Source organism: Treponema phagedenis, assembly GCF_008153345.1.
Lineage (GTDB): Bacteria > Spirochaetota > Spirochaetia > Treponematales > Treponemataceae > Treponema > Treponema phagedenis.
This window is the reverse complement of record NZ_CP042818.1, coordinates 3083656-3102349: the sequence shown is the minus strand read 5'-3', so window position 1 is coordinate 3102349 and position 18694 is coordinate 3083656. Positions and strand designations below refer to the sequence as shown.

General features: G+C 34.8%; 20 protein-coding genes. 15 read left to right on the top strand and 5 right to left on the bottom strand.

Annotated elements, in window-relative coordinates; translation table 11 throughout:
* Nucleotides 1-170: 170 nt before the first annotated feature.
* From FUT79_RS13700 to FUT79_RS13635, 14 genes are all read left to right on the top strand, one after another.
* On the top strand, nucleotides 171-356 hold the full coding sequence (locus FUT79_RS13700) for a transcriptional regulator (RefSeq protein ID WP_003071688.1): 186 nt from the start codon (nucleotides 171-173) through the stop codon (nucleotides 354-356).
* On the top strand, nucleotides 356-1459 hold the full coding sequence (locus FUT79_RS13695) for a site-specific integrase (protein WP_148889750.1): 1104 nt from the start codon (nucleotides 356-358) through the stop codon (nucleotides 1457-1459). Before FUT79_RS13700 ends, FUT79_RS13695 begins: the two co-directional genes overlap by 1 nt.
* Nucleotides 1431-1880, top strand: a complete 450-nt coding sequence (locus FUT79_RS13690; RefSeq protein WP_148889749.1) for a plasmid mobilization protein — start codon at nucleotides 1431-1433, stop codon at nucleotides 1878-1880. Before FUT79_RS13695 ends, FUT79_RS13690 begins: the two co-directional genes overlap by 29 nt.
* Before the next feature lie 106 nt (nucleotides 1881-1986).
* On the top strand, nucleotides 1987-2919 hold the full coding sequence (locus tag FUT79_RS13685; RefSeq protein WP_148889748.1) for a DNA primase: 933 nt from the start codon (nucleotides 1987-1989) through the stop codon (nucleotides 2917-2919).
* Nucleotides 2912-4303, top strand: a complete 1392-nt coding sequence (locus tag FUT79_RS13680) for a VapE domain-containing protein (RefSeq protein WP_148889747.1) — start codon at nucleotides 2912-2914, stop codon at nucleotides 4301-4303. The genes FUT79_RS13685 and FUT79_RS13680 overlap by 8 nt, the downstream gene beginning before the upstream one ends.
* Before the next feature lie 314 nt (nucleotides 4304-4617).
* Entirely contained in the window at nucleotides 4618-4965 is a 348-nt protein-coding gene (locus FUT79_RS13675) for a plasmid mobilization protein (RefSeq protein WP_148889746.1), read from the top strand.
* A 199-nt stretch (nucleotides 4966-5164) separates the two neighbouring features.
* Nucleotides 5165-6235, top strand: coding sequence for a DNA adenine methylase (locus FUT79_RS13670; RefSeq protein ID WP_148889745.1), 1071 nt, complete (start codon nucleotides 5165-5167; stop codon nucleotides 6233-6235).
* A gap of 13 nt (nucleotides 6236-6248) precedes the next feature.
* Nucleotides 6249-6785 (top strand): PD-(D/E)XK nuclease superfamily protein, encoded by a 537-nt coding sequence (locus FUT79_RS13665; RefSeq protein WP_148889744.1) that lies wholly within the window; start codon nucleotides 6249-6251, stop codon nucleotides 6783-6785.
* Nucleotides 6786-6788: 3 nt separating this feature from the next.
* Nucleotides 6789-7667, top strand: coding sequence for a type II restriction endonuclease (locus tag FUT79_RS13660; RefSeq protein ID WP_148889743.1), 879 nt, complete (start codon nucleotides 6789-6791; stop codon nucleotides 7665-7667).
* Between the two features lie 10 nt (nucleotides 7668-7677).
* On the top strand, nucleotides 7678-8211 hold the full coding sequence (locus FUT79_RS13655; RefSeq protein WP_148889742.1) for a glutamyl-tRNA amidotransferase: 534 nt from the start codon (nucleotides 7678-7680) through the stop codon (nucleotides 8209-8211).
* Between the two features lie 4 nt (nucleotides 8212-8215).
* Nucleotides 8216-8962 carry a TRM11 family SAM-dependent methyltransferase gene (locus tag FUT79_RS13650; protein WP_148889741.1) on the top strand — a complete coding sequence of 249 codons (747 nt, stop codon included), beginning with the start codon at nucleotides 8216-8218 and terminating at the stop codon, nucleotides 8960-8962.
* 160 nt (nucleotides 8963-9122) lie between these two features.
* The gene (locus FUT79_RS13645; protein ID WP_215905267.1) at nucleotides 9123-10046 is read left to right on the top strand and encodes a DUF4268 domain-containing protein; all 924 of its coding nucleotides are present in this window, start codon (nucleotides 9123-9125) and stop codon (nucleotides 10044-10046) included.
* A 14-nt stretch (nucleotides 10047-10060) separates the two neighbouring features.
* Nucleotides 10061-11011 carry a DUF3644 domain-containing protein gene (locus tag FUT79_RS13640; protein ID WP_148889740.1) on the top strand — a complete coding sequence of 317 codons (951 nt, stop codon included), beginning with the start codon at nucleotides 10061-10063 and terminating at the stop codon, nucleotides 11009-11011.
* A gap of 119 nt (nucleotides 11012-11130) precedes the next feature.
* Nucleotides 11131-12300, top strand: a complete 1170-nt coding sequence (locus tag FUT79_RS13635; protein WP_215905266.1) for an SIR2 family protein — start codon at nucleotides 11131-11133, stop codon at nucleotides 12298-12300.
* 121 nt (nucleotides 12301-12421) lie between these two features.
* On the opposite strand, the gene FUT79_RS13630 is transcribed toward FUT79_RS13635, so the two are convergent.
* The gene (locus tag FUT79_RS13630) at nucleotides 12422-13240 is read right to left on the bottom strand and encodes a DNA adenine methylase (RefSeq protein WP_044634746.1); all 819 of its coding nucleotides are present in this window, start codon (nucleotides 13238-13240) and stop codon (nucleotides 12422-12424) included.
* Nucleotides 13241-13348: 108 nt separating this feature from the next.
* On the opposite strand from FUT79_RS13630, the gene FUT79_RS13625 reads away from it, so the two are divergent.
* The gene (locus FUT79_RS13625; protein WP_024751798.1) at nucleotides 13349-13903 is read left to right on the top strand and encodes a hypothetical protein; all 555 of its coding nucleotides are present in this window, start codon (nucleotides 13349-13351) and stop codon (nucleotides 13901-13903) included.
* Nucleotides 13904-13906: 3 nt separating this feature from the next.
* Here FUT79_RS13625 and FUT79_RS13620 read toward each other — a convergent pair whose 3' ends face one another.
* From FUT79_RS13620 to FUT79_RS13605, 4 genes are read right to left on the bottom strand one after another with little or no spacing between them, the layout of a single operon-like run.
* Nucleotides 13907-15208 (bottom strand): synaptonemal complex protein 1, encoded by a 1302-nt coding sequence (locus FUT79_RS13620; protein ID WP_148884426.1) that lies wholly within the window; start codon nucleotides 15206-15208, stop codon nucleotides 13907-13909.
* 29 nt (nucleotides 15209-15237) lie between these two features.
* The gene (locus FUT79_RS13615; RefSeq protein WP_244951104.1) at nucleotides 15238-17607 is read right to left on the bottom strand and encodes a hypothetical protein; all 2370 of its coding nucleotides are present in this window, start codon (nucleotides 17605-17607) and stop codon (nucleotides 15238-15240) included.
* A 24-nt stretch (nucleotides 17608-17631) separates the two neighbouring features.
* Nucleotides 17632-18210 carry a hypothetical protein gene (locus FUT79_RS13610; protein ID WP_148889264.1) on the bottom strand — a complete coding sequence of 193 codons (579 nt, stop codon included), beginning with the start codon at nucleotides 18208-18210 and terminating at the stop codon, nucleotides 17632-17634.
* Nucleotides 18211-18238: 28 nt separating this feature from the next.
* Nucleotides 18239-18676, bottom strand: coding sequence for a hypothetical protein (locus tag FUT79_RS13605; protein WP_148889217.1), 438 nt, complete (start codon nucleotides 18674-18676; stop codon nucleotides 18239-18241).
* Nucleotides 18677-18694: the final 18 nt, after the last annotated feature.

Genomic DNA, 18694 nt, shown 5'->3' with positions numbered 1-18694 from the left:
CTCCTTAGGAGCAAATTTGTTTCTCTTTTAATAATATAATCGAAAATAGACAAAAAAACAATAGAAAAATAAAATTTAGAAAAAAGTATTGACAGAAACAAAAATGCTACTTATAATCTAAAATAGAAACAGAAACAAATAAGTTTCTGTAAGGAAAGGAGGAAAGTACAATGGAGAAATTATTTCTTACTTCAAATGAAGTTGCCGATTTATTAAATATATCGCAGCAACAAGCTTATAAAATCATCCGAGATATGAATAAGCAGCTTGCTGAACACGGCTTTCTTGTCCTTAGGGGAAGAATCAATAAGAAATATTTTATGGAACAAATCTACAAGGCGAAGGAGGGAGACTAATGCCTGCATATAAGGATGAAAAAAGTGGAAAATGGTTCGCTTCATTCTATTATAAGGATTGGGACGGACAGAGCAGAAAGAAGCTGAAAAGAGGGTTTGAAACCAAGAAAGAAGCAATTACTTACGAGAGAAATTTCACGGTAAAGATGTCAGGTTCACTCAATATGCTCTTTGAAGATTATTTTGAACTATATAAGGCTGATGTTATAGGAACAATAAGGCTAAATACTTGGATGACAAAAGAACATATGATAAGAACAAAGATTTTACCGTTTTTCAGCGGTATGAAAATGAGTGAGATTAAGCCTGTTGTAGTAAAAAAGTGGCATAACGTACTCTTAAACATCGAAAATGCGGAAGGAGGAGCCTATAAGCCGACATATCTTAAATCTATTCACGCACAGCTTAGTTGTATGTTCAATCATGCGGTTAAATATTACGGGTTAAGACAAAACCCGTGTAAGGTAACAGGGCGAATAGGAAAGCAAAGAAGCGATGAGGAAGTGGAATTTTGGACAAAAGAGGAATACCTACAGTTTATAGAAGCTGTTAAGGACAAGGATATTTCATTTTATGCTTTTGAAATTCTTTATTGGACAGGGATTCGTTTAGGAGAACTCAGAGCATTGACAAAAGGGGATTTTGACTTTGATAAAAAGACAATGCGAATCTGTAAATCAGCACAGAGAATTAACGGAGAAGAAGTTATAACAGACCCGAAAACCCCTAAAAGCAAGAGAACAATAATGCTTCCTGATTTCTTAATCAGAGAGCTTCAGGATTACTTCCTTAAAATCGAATACTTTTCAGAGAATGAGCAGATTTTCCCTAAATGTAAAACCTATTTCAATAAGGAAATGGAAAGAGGAATAAAAAAGTCGGGAGTTAAAAAAATCAAGCTTCATGCACTAAGACACAGTCATATATTGCTGCTTATAGAAATGGGATTCACACCTGTAGATATTGCGGCGAGAACAGGTCATGAAAGTATTAAGGTTTTGATGGATTACAGTCATATGTTCCCGAATAAACAGTTGGATATGGCAGATAAGCTTAATACGGAGGGAGAGTACAGTGAAAGCACCGAAATTTCCAAGCTATGATGAAGCTGTCAATCGTAAATCGAAAAAAGGGAAACCGTTGATGACAAAAGAAGAATGGCAAGCTTTGAAAGAGGAAAGAAAACAAAAGGAACGAGATAAAGGTAAGCGATTTGCTAATCACAGGAAAAAGGATGTAACCATAGCATTCAGAACAAATCGAAATGATAGAGAGTTAATTTTCAAAAAGATTTCTATGTCCGGACTTAGTAGGCAAGAATATATGACTAATGCAATCCTTAACGCACCTATAAAAGTATTCGCAACAAGAAATGTTATTGATAATTGTAAAAATGAGCTAAAGGAAATTCTATCGGAACTTAAACGAGTGAAGCAGTACGGAGAATTGGATGCGAGTTATAGGCATGAATTGAAAATGATTACTGAAATAATAGAAGCGGCAATACAAGAAAAAAGCCTTTAGCCAAATGACTAAAGGCAAGATGAAAGTACAACTTGGCATTTCATCCCTGACAAGATTATTTTATCAGGTTGTACTTCCGTCAGCAATATAAAGATTGGAGGTTACGATGATTAACAAGGGAAATTACTTAAGAAATATTCCGGCTGAATTAAGAGAATACAAGCAGTGGTTATGGTTTAAGAAAATCAGAAAACAGGATTTGAAAGGGAAAGAAAAAATACTAAAGCTTCCTGTAAGTCCGATTACCTTAAAATCTTATGGCTGGAATAATAAAGACCAATGGGCAGATTTTGAAACAGCAGTTAATAATTTAGAAAGTAGTGCTTGTGACGGATTGTCTTTTGTGTTAAGCAGGGATGATCCGTTCGTTTGTATCGACTTGGATAATGTTGATGAGAACATACTTCAGATGTTTCAGGTTGAATTTAGGGATACCTATAAAGAAATATCACAGTCAGGAAAAGGCGTACACATTTTTGTTCGAGGGCAAATTGAAAAGAACTTTAATAACCAAATTGAAAAAGTGGAGATGTATCAAGCAAACAGGTGCATTGCCATGACAGGTAATATCTATAAATTTAATGATTTTGTTGCAGAAAAAGTTCTCTTGAAACAAAAGGAGTTGGATAAATACTACAAGCTATTTTCTCCAAAAAGAAGTGTCAGAGAAATTATTAGAAAGTATCAGGAAGCAGCTGAATGTGTTCCTGACAGTAATACGGTTATAGAAACGATGTGCAGGTATAACGCAAGGGCAAGAGCATTGTTTGAAGGCTCATATACCAGCGGAGATGCCAGTAAAGATGACTTTTCATTACTTCTTTTTCTAAACAGTTTTACTCATGGAAATGCAGAAATGATGAAAGACATATTTTTGAAATCTGCACTTAATCGCATAGGCGATCGAAGTAAAAGAAGAACGGAAAAAGGATATATGAAATATTTAGAGGATAGCATTTCAAAAGCGATACAGGGAGGAAATAAGAGATATTGGGATTATAACTATCACAGAAGTAAAGGAGGATACTCGCTTGAATAATTGGCTTAAATTCGATGATTTGGAGCTAAGCGATTATGTAGATCGAGAACTTGAAATCACAGATAAGGGACAAGTCAAAAATACAACAACCAATCTCATAACTGTGTTAGTGAATCCCTGTTTTTGTAAAGAACAAGATATTTTATCAGGATATATTTTCTTTGACACTTGCAGCAGAACAATTCGTTTTTACGGAAAGTTAAAGGGAGAAAAAAACACTGATTTAGAAATACGAAAATGGAATGACCATATGACAAATATCCTCGGTGTTGAAATCGAAAGAGAATTTGGAATTAAGTATTCTAAAAATCGTATGGAAGATGCCGTTCTTTTTGTTGCTCATAAGAGGGCAATCAATTTACCGGCGATGTATATGGAATCGCTACCATATGACGGGCAAGAATATATTTCAAAATTACTACCCAAATATCTTGGAGTAGAGGATACAAAATTAAATTCTTGGATTATGAAACATATCTTGGTCGGTATGGTAAAAAGAGCGTTTAATCCCGGATGTAAGTTTGATGAATTGATGGTTCTTACAGGTGTGCAGGGCGTTGGGAAAACTTCATTTATTGAAAAACTGGCACTGTTTCCTGAATGGTATTGCTCATTAAACAATATAAAAGGGAAAGATGCCGTCAGTAATTTGGTAGGTAAGATTGTTGTTGAGCTTGAAGAATTTGTTGCTCTTAGAAATGCGAAAAGTGCTGATGAAGCTAAACTTTTTATTTCGGCAAGAACAAGCACGGTAAGACTTCCATATGAACGCTTTTCAACAGATGTTAAACGAAGTTGTATTTTGATTGCGACAACAAACGACGCTACATTCTTGGGCGATTTCTCAGGGGAAAGAAGGTACTTACCTGTAAAAGTGAACAGTGAAAAGATACAAATTCCGCTGATGTATGATCCGGAAAAATTTCCTGTATTGGAAACTATCACAAGAAAAGAACATGCAGAAATGCTGAAAAATGATTTTGAAGGAGCTATTGCAGAAGCGGTATATCTTTATAAAAATAAGCTGCATGATTTCTATTTGCCGAAGGAATTAAGGGGCGATTTGGACTATGTCATTCAAACACACAAGAGCGAAAACAGACATGTGCAAAATTTCTTAGACTTTATGGAATGGAAGATAACGAAGTCTGATACTCCTAATTTATTATGTTCCGCAGAATTTACAAGTAGATACCATGAAACCAATGAAAAAATATTTTCGGAATTAATGGCAAACGAAATGTCAGATGAATGGAAACTTGAACCCTCTGTAAAAAGTAAGAAGGTAAGAATTGACGGTGTGGTTCGGGTTAGCAAGAAGTTTTATAAACGAAATATTAATACAGATTTTGTGGAAGTAAAAGATATCGAAATTCCGTTTTAAGAGTTTTAAAAAAGTCCACTACCGCTACTTTGCTACCAGGCATAAAAGGTAGCGGGGTAGTGGTAGCGACAATTTTTAACTTTTATAGATTTTACGGAAATAAAACAGGAAGTATTTCTGTGATAGTTAAGACTATGAAAAAGCTTGATAAATGGAATGCGACATTAACTTTAATAGCAAGCACAGTAAGTGTGTGTACACTTACGGAAAAATGACTTCAGAAATCACATCGGAGATTTAATTTCGATCAACATTTTTAGCTTGTTAGGGAGAACCCTAAGACCCCAAAACCTAATAGAAGGAAGATATTTAAGATGGAAAATAGAAAGAGAAATATAAGGTTGAGATTTGATTTAACGGATAAAGAAAAAGAATTATTTGAAAGAAAAAAGGAAGAAAGCAGGGCAAAAAGCATGAGTCACTTTATACGAAAAACAGTTTTGGAAAAGGAAATTTATGAAGTTGCTCTGGAGCCTTTGAGAGATTTATGTGGAACATTATCCATTGCTACAAACACATTAAATCATATTACAAAGAGAGTAAATCAAACAGGAGTAATTTATAAAAGTGATATTGATGATATGAAAAAATCTATTGAAAAGTTCTCAAAAGAAGTGTGGGATATACATTCGTTGCTATTGAAAAATACGAAAGAAATATGATTAAAAAAGCAAGTCGAGAATTATGTATAGAATAAATTAGGATTTGAACAAGGAGTTATAAATTTATAGATACAATAATTAGCTTTTATGGAAATAAAGGTAACAGATTTATGCTACTGTAGTGTAAAAATTATTAAAACGATATTGCTATTATTCCAGAGTTAGAATATAATATAATAGCAGAAATGGAGGTACCGCTATGGAATATATATCTGCAAGAGAAGCGGCTGATAAGTGGGGAATTTCACAAAGACGAGTTGCTGTTCTTTGTTCAGAGAACAGAATTAATCATGCAACTATGGTAGGTAACATGTGGATTATTCCTGCTTCAGCTGAAAAACCGATAGATGCAAGAAGCATAAGGTACAAGAAAAAAGAAGAGAAAAATATAAAACCATTTTTAAAATGGGTAGGTGGAAAAGGGCAACTTCTTCGAGAAATAGAAAAGTATTATCCTTTTGAAAATAGTACTATTACAAAATATGCGGAACCGTTTGTTGGTGGTGGAGCTGTCCTCTTTGACATATTGAGTAGATATGAGTTGGAAGAAGTTTATATTAGCGATATTAATACGGAACTTATTAATGCGTATCGCATTATTAGAGATGATATAGATGAACTTATTACTATGTTACAAGCTATGCAGGATGAGTTTGTACCAATGGATACAGACGAACGTAAAGTCTACTATATGGCAAAGAGAGAGCGTTTTAATCATTTAAAAATCAATGGTGATGAAACTATCAATATTGAAAAAGCGGCATTGATGGTTTTCCTTAACAAGACCTGCTTCAATGGCTTGTTCCGTGTTAATAAAAAAGGATTATTTAATGTGCCTATGGGTTCTTACAAGAATCCTATGATTTGCGATGAAAAAAATCTTCGAGCATTATCGCAGAAGTTACAAAAGGTTCATATTGTTTGTGGAGATTATAGACTCTCAAGAGATTTTATTGATGAACATACTTTTGTGTATTTTGATCCGCCATATCGTCCACTTACAGACACTGCAAATTTTACAGCGTATACGGAAAATTTGTTTAATGATGATAGTCAAAAAGAATTAGCAAACTTTGTTGATGAATTGAACAAAAAAGGAGCAAAAATAGTGGTGAGTAATTCGGATCCTAAGAATTCAGATACAGAGGATGATTTCTTTGATGATATTTACTCTGCTCATAAAATTAAGAGAGTGGAGGCGACAAGAATGATTAATTGTAATGGAGAATCGAGAGGTAAGGTTAAAGAACTTCTTATATCCAATTTTTAAGGAGAAAAACAATATGATAAAAAATGGAAAAGGTGGAGGAAATACCAAAACCGGACTTGTGTTTGAGGGAAAGACAGATTTAGCTACTTTCTTGAATGATCAAAATGGATATCGAGTAGTTGGTAATATTGTTTTTTATAATAATGAAAAAGTGGCTAGAATTTTTAAAAAGCATGGATTTTATCGTTATTTAAAAGAAATAGGCATCGATTGGACAAAGATTATTTCAAAGAAGCTTTTGCCCGATGATAGTATATATGTGATTATAAATAACACACTTTTTATTGTTGAATGTAAGTATCAGCAAGTAAACGGTTCTGTTGATGAAAAATTGCAGACTTGTGATTTCAAAAGGAAACAGTATCAGAAATTAATGTCGCAGGTTAATATAGATGTCGAATACATTTATTTGTTATCGGATTGGTTTAAGAATCCAAAGTATAAAGATGTGTTGGACTATATTATTAGTATGCATTGTCAGTATTACTTTGAATACATTCCTTTAACCAAATTGGGATTGCCTGTTCCAAAAAATAATGAGGAGAAATGATAGATGGAAAGAGATTTTAATACTTGGTTATCAGGATTTCGTGACAGCATAGCAGATTATGGTTATTATATAGATTTTGAAAAAGTTCATAGAAATGTGGGTAATATCAAGGTTGAGCTTAATATTTTAAATTCACTTATTGGTTCTAAAAACATTGAAGGTGATTTTGAAAGTTTAATTAAAAAATATCCTGAAGTCTTAAAGTGTATACCTCTACTTTTGGCGGTAAGGGCAAATGAGATCTACTGTCAGGATGAAAATGGTGGATATTTATACGAATTTGACTTTGGTGAGTATTCTGCGAATAGTCACTTTCATTATAAAAGATACAAATATTTTATGCGAGAGACAGGACTATTTGATTTATTGGAAAATCATATAGTTAACAATTTAGTTGACTATGCTACCGGTGTTGAAACAGGACTTGATTCTAATGGTCGTAAAAATCGCGGTGGACATCTTATGGAAGATTTGGTTGAAAGTTTTATTCAAAAAGCGGGATTTATAAAAGATACTAATTATTTTAAAGAAATCTATATTCATCAAATTACAGATAAATGGAATATAGACTTGTCTGCTATTTCCAATCAAGGGAAAATGGAAAAACGTTTTGATTTTGTAGTTAAAACCCCAAATATGATTTATGGTATTGAAACTAATTTTTATGGAAGCGGTGGCAGCAAATTAAACGAAACTGCACGTAGTTACAAAACGCTTGCATGGGAAACTGAAGAAATTGATGGATTTATGTTTGTTTGGTTTACTGATGGAAAAGGTTGGACAAGTGCCCGTAATAACCTTGAAGAAACATTTGATGTTATGCGACATATTTATAATATAAAAGATTTGGAAGAAGGCATTATCAATAAAGTAATGATATGAGGTACAATAAATGTCGAATAGAATATTTAGATATAATGTAAATTTAGTTCCACTACATATAGCAAATCAAGCACAAAATGCTTTTAGAGATGAGCTCAATAATATACCATATTTGCTATATGAGGTTGAACATTTGTCAACAGGAGAAATAATTGCAATTAATAAACCAGGAGGAAAAAGAAACTTTGGTAGGTTATCAAGAGATGATTTTATGGTGTTTATTTTCAATCCATGTGAACAAAGATTATGGTTAATTAGCCATAGTGAAATTAGTGATGATATAGCTGATAAATATAACTATGATGAGAGGGAGGCATTATTGCTAATTGAAGGTCTTTATAATGTTTGCTGTGGTGATGAACCGGATGAGGTTATTGATAGATTGCAAATTCGTGATACTATTGGACTTCCTGTAGAAACAATTCTTAAAGTATATAAATGGATTTGGGGACAAGAAGATTGCAATTATCCGACTAAAGCTGGACGGTGGCTTTCAATGAATGCTTTGTTGGATAGATTTGGAGTTAATATAGAGGATATTTGATGATATGGCGAAAAAAATAACTAAATGGGAGCCAGAAAACTTTGAATTGGAAATGACAACTCATTGGTCTTTTCCCAAAAGAGGCGATTGGGCAACTCACGATGCAAAATGGAGAGGAAATTGGTCACCTTATATTCCTCGTAATATTTTGTTGAGATATTCTCAGGAAAATGATCTAGTGCTTGATCAGTTTGCTGGCGGAGGAACAACGCTTGTAGAAGCGAAGTTACTTAATAGAAATATAATTGGCGTTGATGTGAATGATGTCGCACTTGAGAGATGCAAAGAAAAAACGAATTTTCAGCATGATGGGTCAGACGGTAAAGTCTATATACATAAGGGTGATGCTCGTAATTTGGATTTTATTAAAGATAATAGCATAGACCTCATTTGTACACACCCTCCATATGCTGATATTATTAAGTACAGCGAAGATATTGAAGCTGATTTGTCGCACTTGAAAGTTAAGGACTTCATTAAAGAAATGAAAAAGGTAGCTGATGAAAGCTACAGAGTTCTAAAAAAAGATAAATTTTGTGCTGTTCTTATGGGAGATACTCGTCAAAAAGGACATATGATATCGATGTCTTTTGATGTGATGAAAATATTTCAAGATGTTGGATTTAAGCTAAAAGAATTGATTATTAAAGAGCAACATAATTGTAAGGCAACTGGTTATTGGAAAACAAACAGTATTAAATACAACTTTTTGTTGATTGCACACGAATATTTGTTTGTTTTTAGGAAGTAAAATATTTTGATAAAAAATAAGAACAAGCTGACCAAACAGAGATAAATGATAAGTGTATTTTGTGTAATAGATTTCGAGTTTATGGATAGATATATTGCTTGTAAAGAAAGGAAAAGTTTGGCGGCAATACTAGATGATCTTAAAAGGGATGGTGAACAAATTGAAATTAGGAAAATTAGAGGAAGTTGATATTAGAGAACTCTGGAAGCATGAGCAATATGATTTTTCGGAATGGTTATCTAAAGAAGAAAATATTGAAATGCTGGGAGATGAAATAGGCTTAACATTGACAGAGATAAACAAAGAAGTCTTTGTTGGTTCTTACCGATGTGATTTAGTTGCGAAAGATGAAACAACAGGAATTAAGGTTATTATTGAAAATCAACTTGAAGCTACTAATAATGACCATTTAGGTAAAATAATAACATATGCTTCTGGTTTAGACGCAAATGTTGTGATTTGGATTGTTAAAGAAGCAAGAGAAGAACATAGAAGTGCAATAGAGTGGTTAAACAATAAGACAACTAAAGATATTTCGTTTTTTCTAATGAAAATTCGTGCATATAAGATTGGAGATTCTTTGCCGGCACCGAAATTTGTGGTTATAGAGAAGCCTAATGATTTTATAAAAACAGCAAATGCTGGTATGGATAGTGGAGAATTAAGTAAAGCACAGGCTGAAAGATTGAACTTCTGGAATAGATTTAATGAAGTTTTGATTTCAAGAAATAAGCCATTTAATGCAAGAAAAGCTACAACAGATCACTGGTATGATGTTGCACTTGGTACGAGCGAAGCACACATATCAATTACATTAGTAAATAAAATCAATAGCATAGGTATTGAAATTTACATTAATGATAATAAGGAACTTTTTGATAGGTTGTATTCAGCATCTGAAGAAATACAAAATGAATTGGGATTTAGTATGGATTGGCAAAGATTAGATAATAAAAAAGCTTCCAGAATTATCTACTATATTAGCGGATTTGATTTTGACAATCATGAAAACTACAATGAATTAATTAATGAAGTAATAGATAGAGTTATTGATATTAGGAATGCTTTTAGAAATCGTTTATAGCTGGAGGGTTTAAAATGGGTAGATCAATAACCAATGAGTTACTTGATAAATCAAAAGAAGCAATGGTATCTGCTATACAAATTTATAACAACCCTTTGATTAAATTTAAGTCTGAGATGTTTATTATCACTGCCATTATTTCTTGGACATATCTTATGCATGCTTATTATAGCAAAGAAAGTATAGACTATAGATATTTTCATATGAGAGGCAAACGGAAAAGATATGATAGGACTAAGAATGGTGCATATAAGCACTGGGAGATAGAAAGGTGTATTAATGAACAAGCTTCTCCATTAGATAAAGGTACAGCTAATAATCTGAGGTTTTTAATCGGAATAAGACATGAAATCGAACATCAGAAAACGGATAGCATTGATGAATATATTGGAGCTAAACTACAAGCATGTGCATTAAATTATAATAGAGAGATAATCAAAATGTTTGGGGATAAGCATAGCATAAAAGATAATTTGAGCTTAACAATTCAATTTTCTCCAATATCACCCGAACAGGAACAGTTATTAAGAAAAGAATCAGTAAATGAAATACCGAGTAATGTAAAGAATTTTATTGCAACATTTGAATCCGAGTTGGATGATGAAGAATTAAAATCATTATACTATTCTTACAGGATTGTATACATTCCAATACAAGTAAATCGAGCCAATCAAGCAGATAGGGCAATAGAATTTATTTCTCCAGACAGTGACAAAGCAAAAGATGTAGAACGTGTGTTAGTTAAAGCTGTTGAAAAAGCGAAATTTTTGCATAGTGATATCGTGAAAATGATGAATGAGGAAGGGTATTCTACATTTAGCATGCATTACCATACTCAATTATGGAAGGCAAAAGATGCTAAAAATAAAAAATATAATTATGGAGTAAAAGTTTCTAAACAGTGGTATTGGTATGGAAATTGGATTGATGTAGTTAGAGATTATTGCCAAAAGAATAATTTTTAGCTTAACTATGGATATATTCGAGGATATATCTGATGCTGGAACTGGGACTGGAACGGGTAAAATAATCTAAAAACGAGCTGAAATTAGATGATTTTTCCTGTACTTAAAAAATTTAAAGTATGAAATTTGAACACTTGGGATATAATGAACAGTGGAAAAAGAAGAGTGGGTGTAGAAAATATGTTGAGGTGATTAAGATTAAAGGTGAAATTTCAAGAAAAGATTTGATTAGAGAAATTGAAAAGGCAATGAAAAGTGAAGAAATAGCAGCTTTTATTGGAGCTGGGTTATCTGTTTCGGCAGGATTTCCAACTTGGTCTGAATTACTTAAGCAACCAGCTTTTGATCTAGAATTAAATGTTGAAAAGGAAACGGATTTAGTAAATTTAGCTCAATACTATTCCAATACCAAACAAAGAAGTTCCATAGACGATTTAATTAAAGAAAACTTTTCTAAACTGAATAAGCCTACAAGAAATCACAATCTTCTTGCTCAATTGCCAATTTCGACATACTGGACAACGAATTATGACAAACTACTTGAAAAGGCTCTGGAGGATAATAACAAGATTTCCTTCGTAAAAACAAAAGATGAGCAGCTTCGTGGTACGAATAGAAACTTTGATGCTGTTGTCTACAAATTACACGGGGATGTTGACTCTCCAGAGGATGCGGTAATTACAAGAAGTGATTACGAAGAATTTGGGTATAATAAAAGGAAACTCTTCAGAGAAGTCCTAGAAGGAGATTTGTTAACAAAAACATTCCTTTTCCTTGGATTTAGTTTTTCTGATCCTAATTTTAATTATGTCATTGGTAGGCTTAGAGTGTTGCTTGAAGAATCTAAGACAAGGAAGCACTACTGCATAATGAAAAGGGTATCTGATAAAGAAGATGACTTCGACTATAAGAAAGCCAAACAAGAGTTACAAATAGAAGATTTAAATCGTTATGGAGTATTTACCTATCTTGTGGATGAATATTCAGACATTACTGATGTTCTGCAAACAATTGTGGATAGATATAGACGAAAGACAATATTCATTTCGGGAAGTGCTGATGATTATGGTGATTTTTCAGATGAAGAAGGTAAAATATTTCTTCATACGCTGTCAATGCAATTATCCGAAAAAGGCTATCATATCGTTAATGGGTACGGTAAAGGTGTTGGAGAATACTTGCTATCAGGTGTTGCGGAATATTGCCTTATAAACGGTGTAACTTTACGCGCGGTTTGGCAAAATTTATTACGAGGTTTGGCAAAAAACGTGTGTTTTTGCGTGTTTTAGGCTGTTTTTTCGTGTTTTTTATGACAAATTTTGATGGTTTTTAATCATTTTTTAAACCATTTTTTTTAACATTTTACTAGCCTTTTTAACACTGTAAAACACCCTTTTTACAAGAAATATTTTAAAGTTTTTTTACTTCTCCGTCAACAATTCCGATTGGATAGTTTGCGGTTAGGACTTCTATTTTTGTCATTCTTTTAGCTTTCCCCTTTGCGCTTAAAGAAGAGGCCATTTTTAATTCAATGCAGTACCAATTATTTTTTTTGGTAAACTCCATAAGGGCTTTGTTTCGATAAGAACTAAGCAAGAATTTCCCCTGTATATTTTGCAGCATTCCTAAAAGGTTATCAAAATCTTGTTGAGTATAACCGTCATAATGTCCTTGATGTGTACCTACATAGGGCGGGTCAATATAGTGGAATGTATCGGCTGTATCGCGGGAAGCAATAACCTTTAAGGCATCGCAATTTTCAATTTGCAGCATTCTAATTCTATTTGATATTTTATCCGTAAACTCATCTATTTTATTTACAATATTCTTTGTTGTACTCTCATTCTTTTTTTCATACGCAAACCCCGTCCCGATACTATTCCCAAATGACATATTAGCTTGCACCCATACAGCCCATGCTCTTTTTACCGTATCAAACATGTCAGGGTTTTCGTAAATTATTTTGGCATGTCGGTGCATTTCACGGCTATGCAGCGTTTTCATAATTTCTTTTTGGAGTGCTGGGAAGTCTTCTTGTACAACTTGGTAAAAGTTGATGATTTCCGCATTTGTATCGTTGATGACTTCAGCTTGTGAGGGCTCTTTCGCGAACAGAACAGCAGCACCTCCGCAGAAGGGTTCGCAGTAGATTTTATGTTCAGGAATAAGTGATACTATTTTTTTTGCAAGCTGTTGTTTGCCGCCGTAATAACTAATAGGTGTTTTCATTTTTTACTTCCTTAAGCTTTTATTTTAGCCATTGTACTATTTTAATTTTTGACTTTTCGGAATATAGATAAGGTGGTATAATAAGAGCGGAGGAAGGTTTTATTTTTATTGTTTGCGATTGCAGCCTTGGTCGGGTGTAGAGATAACACGCAAGCCGGCAGCGGTGTAGATACCGGATCGACTAATTCCGGGGCGAATAATTCAGGCAAAACGCAACCAAGCGGAACGCAATCAGGCAAACTTGAAACCGTTGGTTTTGTATCAAAAAGATGGTTTGACGATAAAACAAAAAGACCTGAATTTACTATTAAGAATTATAAAGTAACCTTTAACGATGCCCCGGCATTTGATGAAATTACATGGATGACTTATATATACACTGAAACTGTTGGTTTTACCAATTGTGCAGGTGGGGATACTGTTTATCCGGATGACTATACGTGCTGGGATATATATTTATATCCGGCTAAGCCTGAAAACGATTTTGCCGAAACATGGCTTGCGAAAGATAGTCTTGATTTTAGTAAAAGAATAAAAATACCGGTTACCAAAGTTGAAGTGCTGGACAATCAATATTTTGACCCCGCAAGCGGGCATCCGTTTAAGCTAAAGGTAAGCATTAAAGGCTACCCTGATATGATTATTGCAGGCTCAAAAAAATAAATTTTAAAAATATTCTAGCACAATGTAAGCTGAACAATTAGTACTTATCGCACTAAACAGCAATTGAGCCTTAGTAGTATTAAGCGCAATCATATTTTTTGCCGCAGCAAAGGCTAAAGGATAGGTTACCTTTCCGATTGTTACAACCCCTTCTATGCTTGTTATGGTATCAATGTTGAGCGGTTTGAGATCAAGAGGTTTTCCCAATCCTTTTTTCAAAAAATAAATAGGTATTGAAACTCTTTTTACAACAACCCCATTCCAGTTTGTTTTATCGGTACGCCATATTTTGTTTGTTTCAGTTTCAAACCCGTCAAATTTATATATATCGCCTCCGGGAGCGGGCTTGTTTTCGAGTTCTTCTACACGGTTTGAAATTTCGCCGAGACCTGTTCTAAGATTCGCAACATTAACTTCAACTACATCAAGTGCTTTTTTATTTACGGCTTCGGCTTCAGTTTGGGCATCGGGAACTTCAATAGAGCTGTTTTTATTGCGGATAACATTATGATAGGGGTTAAGCTCTGCAGTACGCTCGTCAAGTTTTTGCTCCGCCGATTGTTTTTGTTCATCGGTTGCGCTTGACTCATCGATACCCGCAGGCAAAAAGTCTTGCAGTGTTAGGGTGGGGTTTTCCGCCTTAACTTTTTTTGTGAGCGTTTCAATATCGGAGATGAGTTCATTTTTTGCTTCGGTAATTTTGTTTTGTGTTCTTTCTTCACTTGTTTGTATTGCTTGGGTTTGGCTCTTTAAGTTTACCAGGTCTTCATTTTCTTTTGCATCCGCCGCCTTCAGTCTTCCGTCTTCGGTTCTGTATGCGATGGAGTTACCGGTAACCGTTTCGGTTGCGTTGTGTGCTTTGCCGTTTGTAATGTGTTCTTCAAAGTTGCGCACGAGTGTGTTAAATTCTTGTGTTTGTTTTTCATTTATTTCGCTTAGCGTGTTTACTCCGTCGGCAATGCAATTAATATCTTCGGCAGATAAAAGGTCTCCATAAGAATGATAGCGAATAAATACTTTTTCAAAACGTTGATTGAAGGTCAGCGCTTTGTAACAATCAATGTTTGACATTTCAGAAGCGATTGAATCGATTTCTGCAAAGTTATAATCGGTTTCAAGGACAAGCGGCTTTTGCATTGTATCATCTTCATAGACTTCCATGGTGTTTGAAAAATAAATTGAGTGTTCAACATAGTATACCTTATTCGGAATAATGTTTGTAATTTTTTCTTTTTGTACAAAGTTTTCTGAATTTTCCTTTGTAAGGTCTGCATTAAATAATTTCCTGATTCTAATTTTTTCCATTTTTATAATCTCCTTAGATTTTTTTATTTTTACGCATACCCCGCTTCTCGTTTTGCAAGGACGGGGCGGTCTTTCAATGCAAAACTTTTTAAGGCTCTGCTGTCGCGAGTATGCTTTTTAGTTTGTTTAATTTTTATCTTTTGGGCTAATGCACCGTTATAGGTGTATTCCATTTCATCAATTATTCCTTGCATAAATCCATAGCCGCGTAAACTTTTAAAGGCGATTAAATCGTAGAGCATCAGGCGCGGGTCGCTCCATGCTTGTACACTAAAATCTTTTGCAAAGTGTCGGTAATAATAACTCATTGATTGTAACACATCGCGTGCAATGTCATCGGAAGCGAGCGCGCCCACTTCAATATTTTTTACGATTTCGCCATTGACTTGTATGTCATCTTCGTTTCTTGCGGTGATTGTTTTTTTAAATTGTGAAGGAGTAAGACGGCTGCCGTATATTTTAACGGTGAGCGTTTGAGGGTTCTCTTTAAAATAATTCCACGCCTTAACTTCAATTCCTTCGTTAGTAATTCGATATAAGAATTCAAATTGAGTTTGTTTAAAAATGTTTTCAATTTTAATGAGGTCAAAACTTGCCGCATCTTTTAAATCGATTTTAAATACTTCCGGCTTATTGTGTGCATTGCGCGACTCGACTGCTTCGGCATCGGCGCTATTTAATGACGGGTCTTTTTCAGGGATGATATACGTGCGCGGCATTTTCGGTACAATGAAGTTTTCCGTTTTTAAAATAGTATTATACGGCTTTTCTCGTATCATTTGAATAATAGTGAACTGCTCTCCTTCATCTCGATCGATAAAGTTCCAAACCTTCACAATTGCCCGTATCGGTTTTTCCTGTGCGCCATACTCGTAAATGGTTTCATATTCAAGGGCTTTCGGAATAAGCGGGTCAGAGAATTCAAGGGCTTCAAAATTATCAGGAAGTAAAATGGTAAAGGTTGCACTCGGCTCTGCTCCTGCGCCGAGTTCGCGCTCATGAAGGGGAATGCGTATTTTATCTTGCGGAAATTCCCGCTTTGGGATTCGCTCATTGTAGATGTATGATTGCTTTTTCCCAGCATGATATTCACCGTCATATTCATACGTTGCGTATGAAAGATTAATGATATTTGGCGAAAGTGTTTTAGTTTGTCCACCGCCTTGTGATTTGTATTCGTGCAATAAAAAATAGCGCAATGGGTAGCGAATTGCTCCGTGACGAGAGAGCATCGGTGTTGCGATGAGGGCGGAGCCTGTTTCATCGCAGGCGCAAAAGGCGTTGGTTAATACGCACAGTTTATTTAGCAGTGATCCGATGTTTCCGTTTAAAGGGATGCGATTTAGCGCAACCCGTTTTAATTGCTCGTCAACTTTGATAGCAGATAAGTTTATTGCGTTTGCGATTTTTGCAAAGCACTCATAGGCGTTTGTTTTGTCTCCTATTCCTAAATTAAGATAATCATTTTTACGCACTCCGATATAGTCTTGTGCTTTTACAGTTACACTTATTTTCTGCTCGTTCGTGTCAATGTCGGTTACAAAGAAGTTTCCGAAGTTCAATATAAACGGCTTTTGATTTTTTCGTGTATTGAGAATGAGTGCGACGGAGACAATCGCATTTGCATTAAAAAAACCTGCAATGGGGCTTTCACTATTTTTATCATCATACATGCGAGTTATATTATTCAATTCGATTTCAAGTGAATTAATATAGAGCCTGCCAATAGAGCCTTCTTTGTTTTCTGTTTTCTTTTTTTGCTGTTTAATTTTTACTACGTCTTTTTCAGTAACAAAGAATTCAAATCCGGGATAAAAGGAGACAATCCATATTCTTTTATTCGGGGTGTGTTTCGTAACATGCAATTCAAGGATACCGACATTCTCTGCTTTTAGTGGAAAGACAATTTCATTGCGTGTATTGTTTGTAATTGTATACCGGGTGATTTCCGTATCGTTTTTTGTTTTTGCAATTACGGTTGCCTCTTTAATTATTCGGTCAGGATTAGTACGGATAGTAATTTTTTTTGTGTCTGTGTTCGGCAGATACAGTTTGATACAATCTGTTACCGATCCGGAGTGGTCAGCTTTCTTTCCGATGTAGCCGATGTGTGAATATGGCTGGCGCTTTACTTGGTGGATTCTATTGTCGCGGTGAATATTGTACGGTTCAGGGAACACGCGATAATTTATTTCCTCGTCAATAAAAAGTCTCTGTTCGATATGGTATAAATACGGGTAGACTATTTGGTCAGGTACCGATCCCGTTTGTGTATTCGGGGCGAAAATCTTAATGCTTTCCGGCACTTTGCAGGAGAGAAATGAGAAGATAATGCGAGCGGTGTAACTGCGATTATTGCCGCGTATTTTTTGTTCGGTTGAAAGGGGTGTTTTTATCATCGCTCTGTTAAAAAAACTTTTTAATTACTGTCCTACAAACAAATACATTTCAACGGTGATATTTTTCGGTCGAGTTTCTTCAGTTTGCCTTCCGGAAGCAGAGCCGGTTGAACTGCTTTTGTTTTCCTGCTGCCACTGATATTGTGCATCAACTCCTTTTGTACTTCCAACTCCATTACTGCCTTCATACGTGTAACTATGGGTATGCCGTTGCATTGCATCTATTTGTCCGCCGCCATTGCCTCTTACCCCTGAATCATAGCTTACCGACCCGGATCCACTAAAGGCACTTGCATTGCCGCCTGCAAGACGTAAGAAGGTGCCCGGATATTTTTCGTGTAAGTTTTTCCATTCAACCGGTGCAGTATCCGTAAATTGCTCCCAGGGGAGGGGCATGCCGGGGAAGCGAGTATATAAAAATCCTATAGGCGGAATGGAAGGCGGAGTGCTTGCGGCAGCTTGCAAGGCTTCATAAATCGCTTTTATGGACGCTACTACACAATTCCAGTTTTTGTTTGTTAACGCATCATCAGGATTCAGTGTAGAAGGTAAGTTCTTTTGCACCTCCAAAAGTTGTTCATCAAGTTTTGATTTTAATCCCATTTTTTTGCTCCTTAATTAAGTATTTTTTTTAATTTATTTTTAAATTCACACCTGTATAAATAAACATATTATTTTTTCGGAATGAATAATTTATTTTTATCGTGCCGACCACTTCTATTTTAATTGCATGAAAGTGTTCCCGGTTAAATCTTGCAGCGGTTGCCGGCATGTGTTGTTTTTTGATAAATAGCGATTTTTCTTTTTCAAAGTCGGTTTGTTCAATACATCTAATAATCATTTGAATGGTGTTTAATCCCTCATCAAACAGTGTTGCAAACCTAATCGAAGCTGATTCATATTTTCTGATTATGTCTTTTCGTTTTATGCCGTTTGCAGTTGTAAGCTGCGAGGCGATTTCTTTTTGCTCAATTGTAATTTTTCCGCCGAGTGGTAGGGGGAAAAATTCTCCGTCAATTACAATGACATCTTGCGGATAGTGTTTGGTAATATATTCTTGTTCGGTCATGTTCTTTTTTTTAACTCC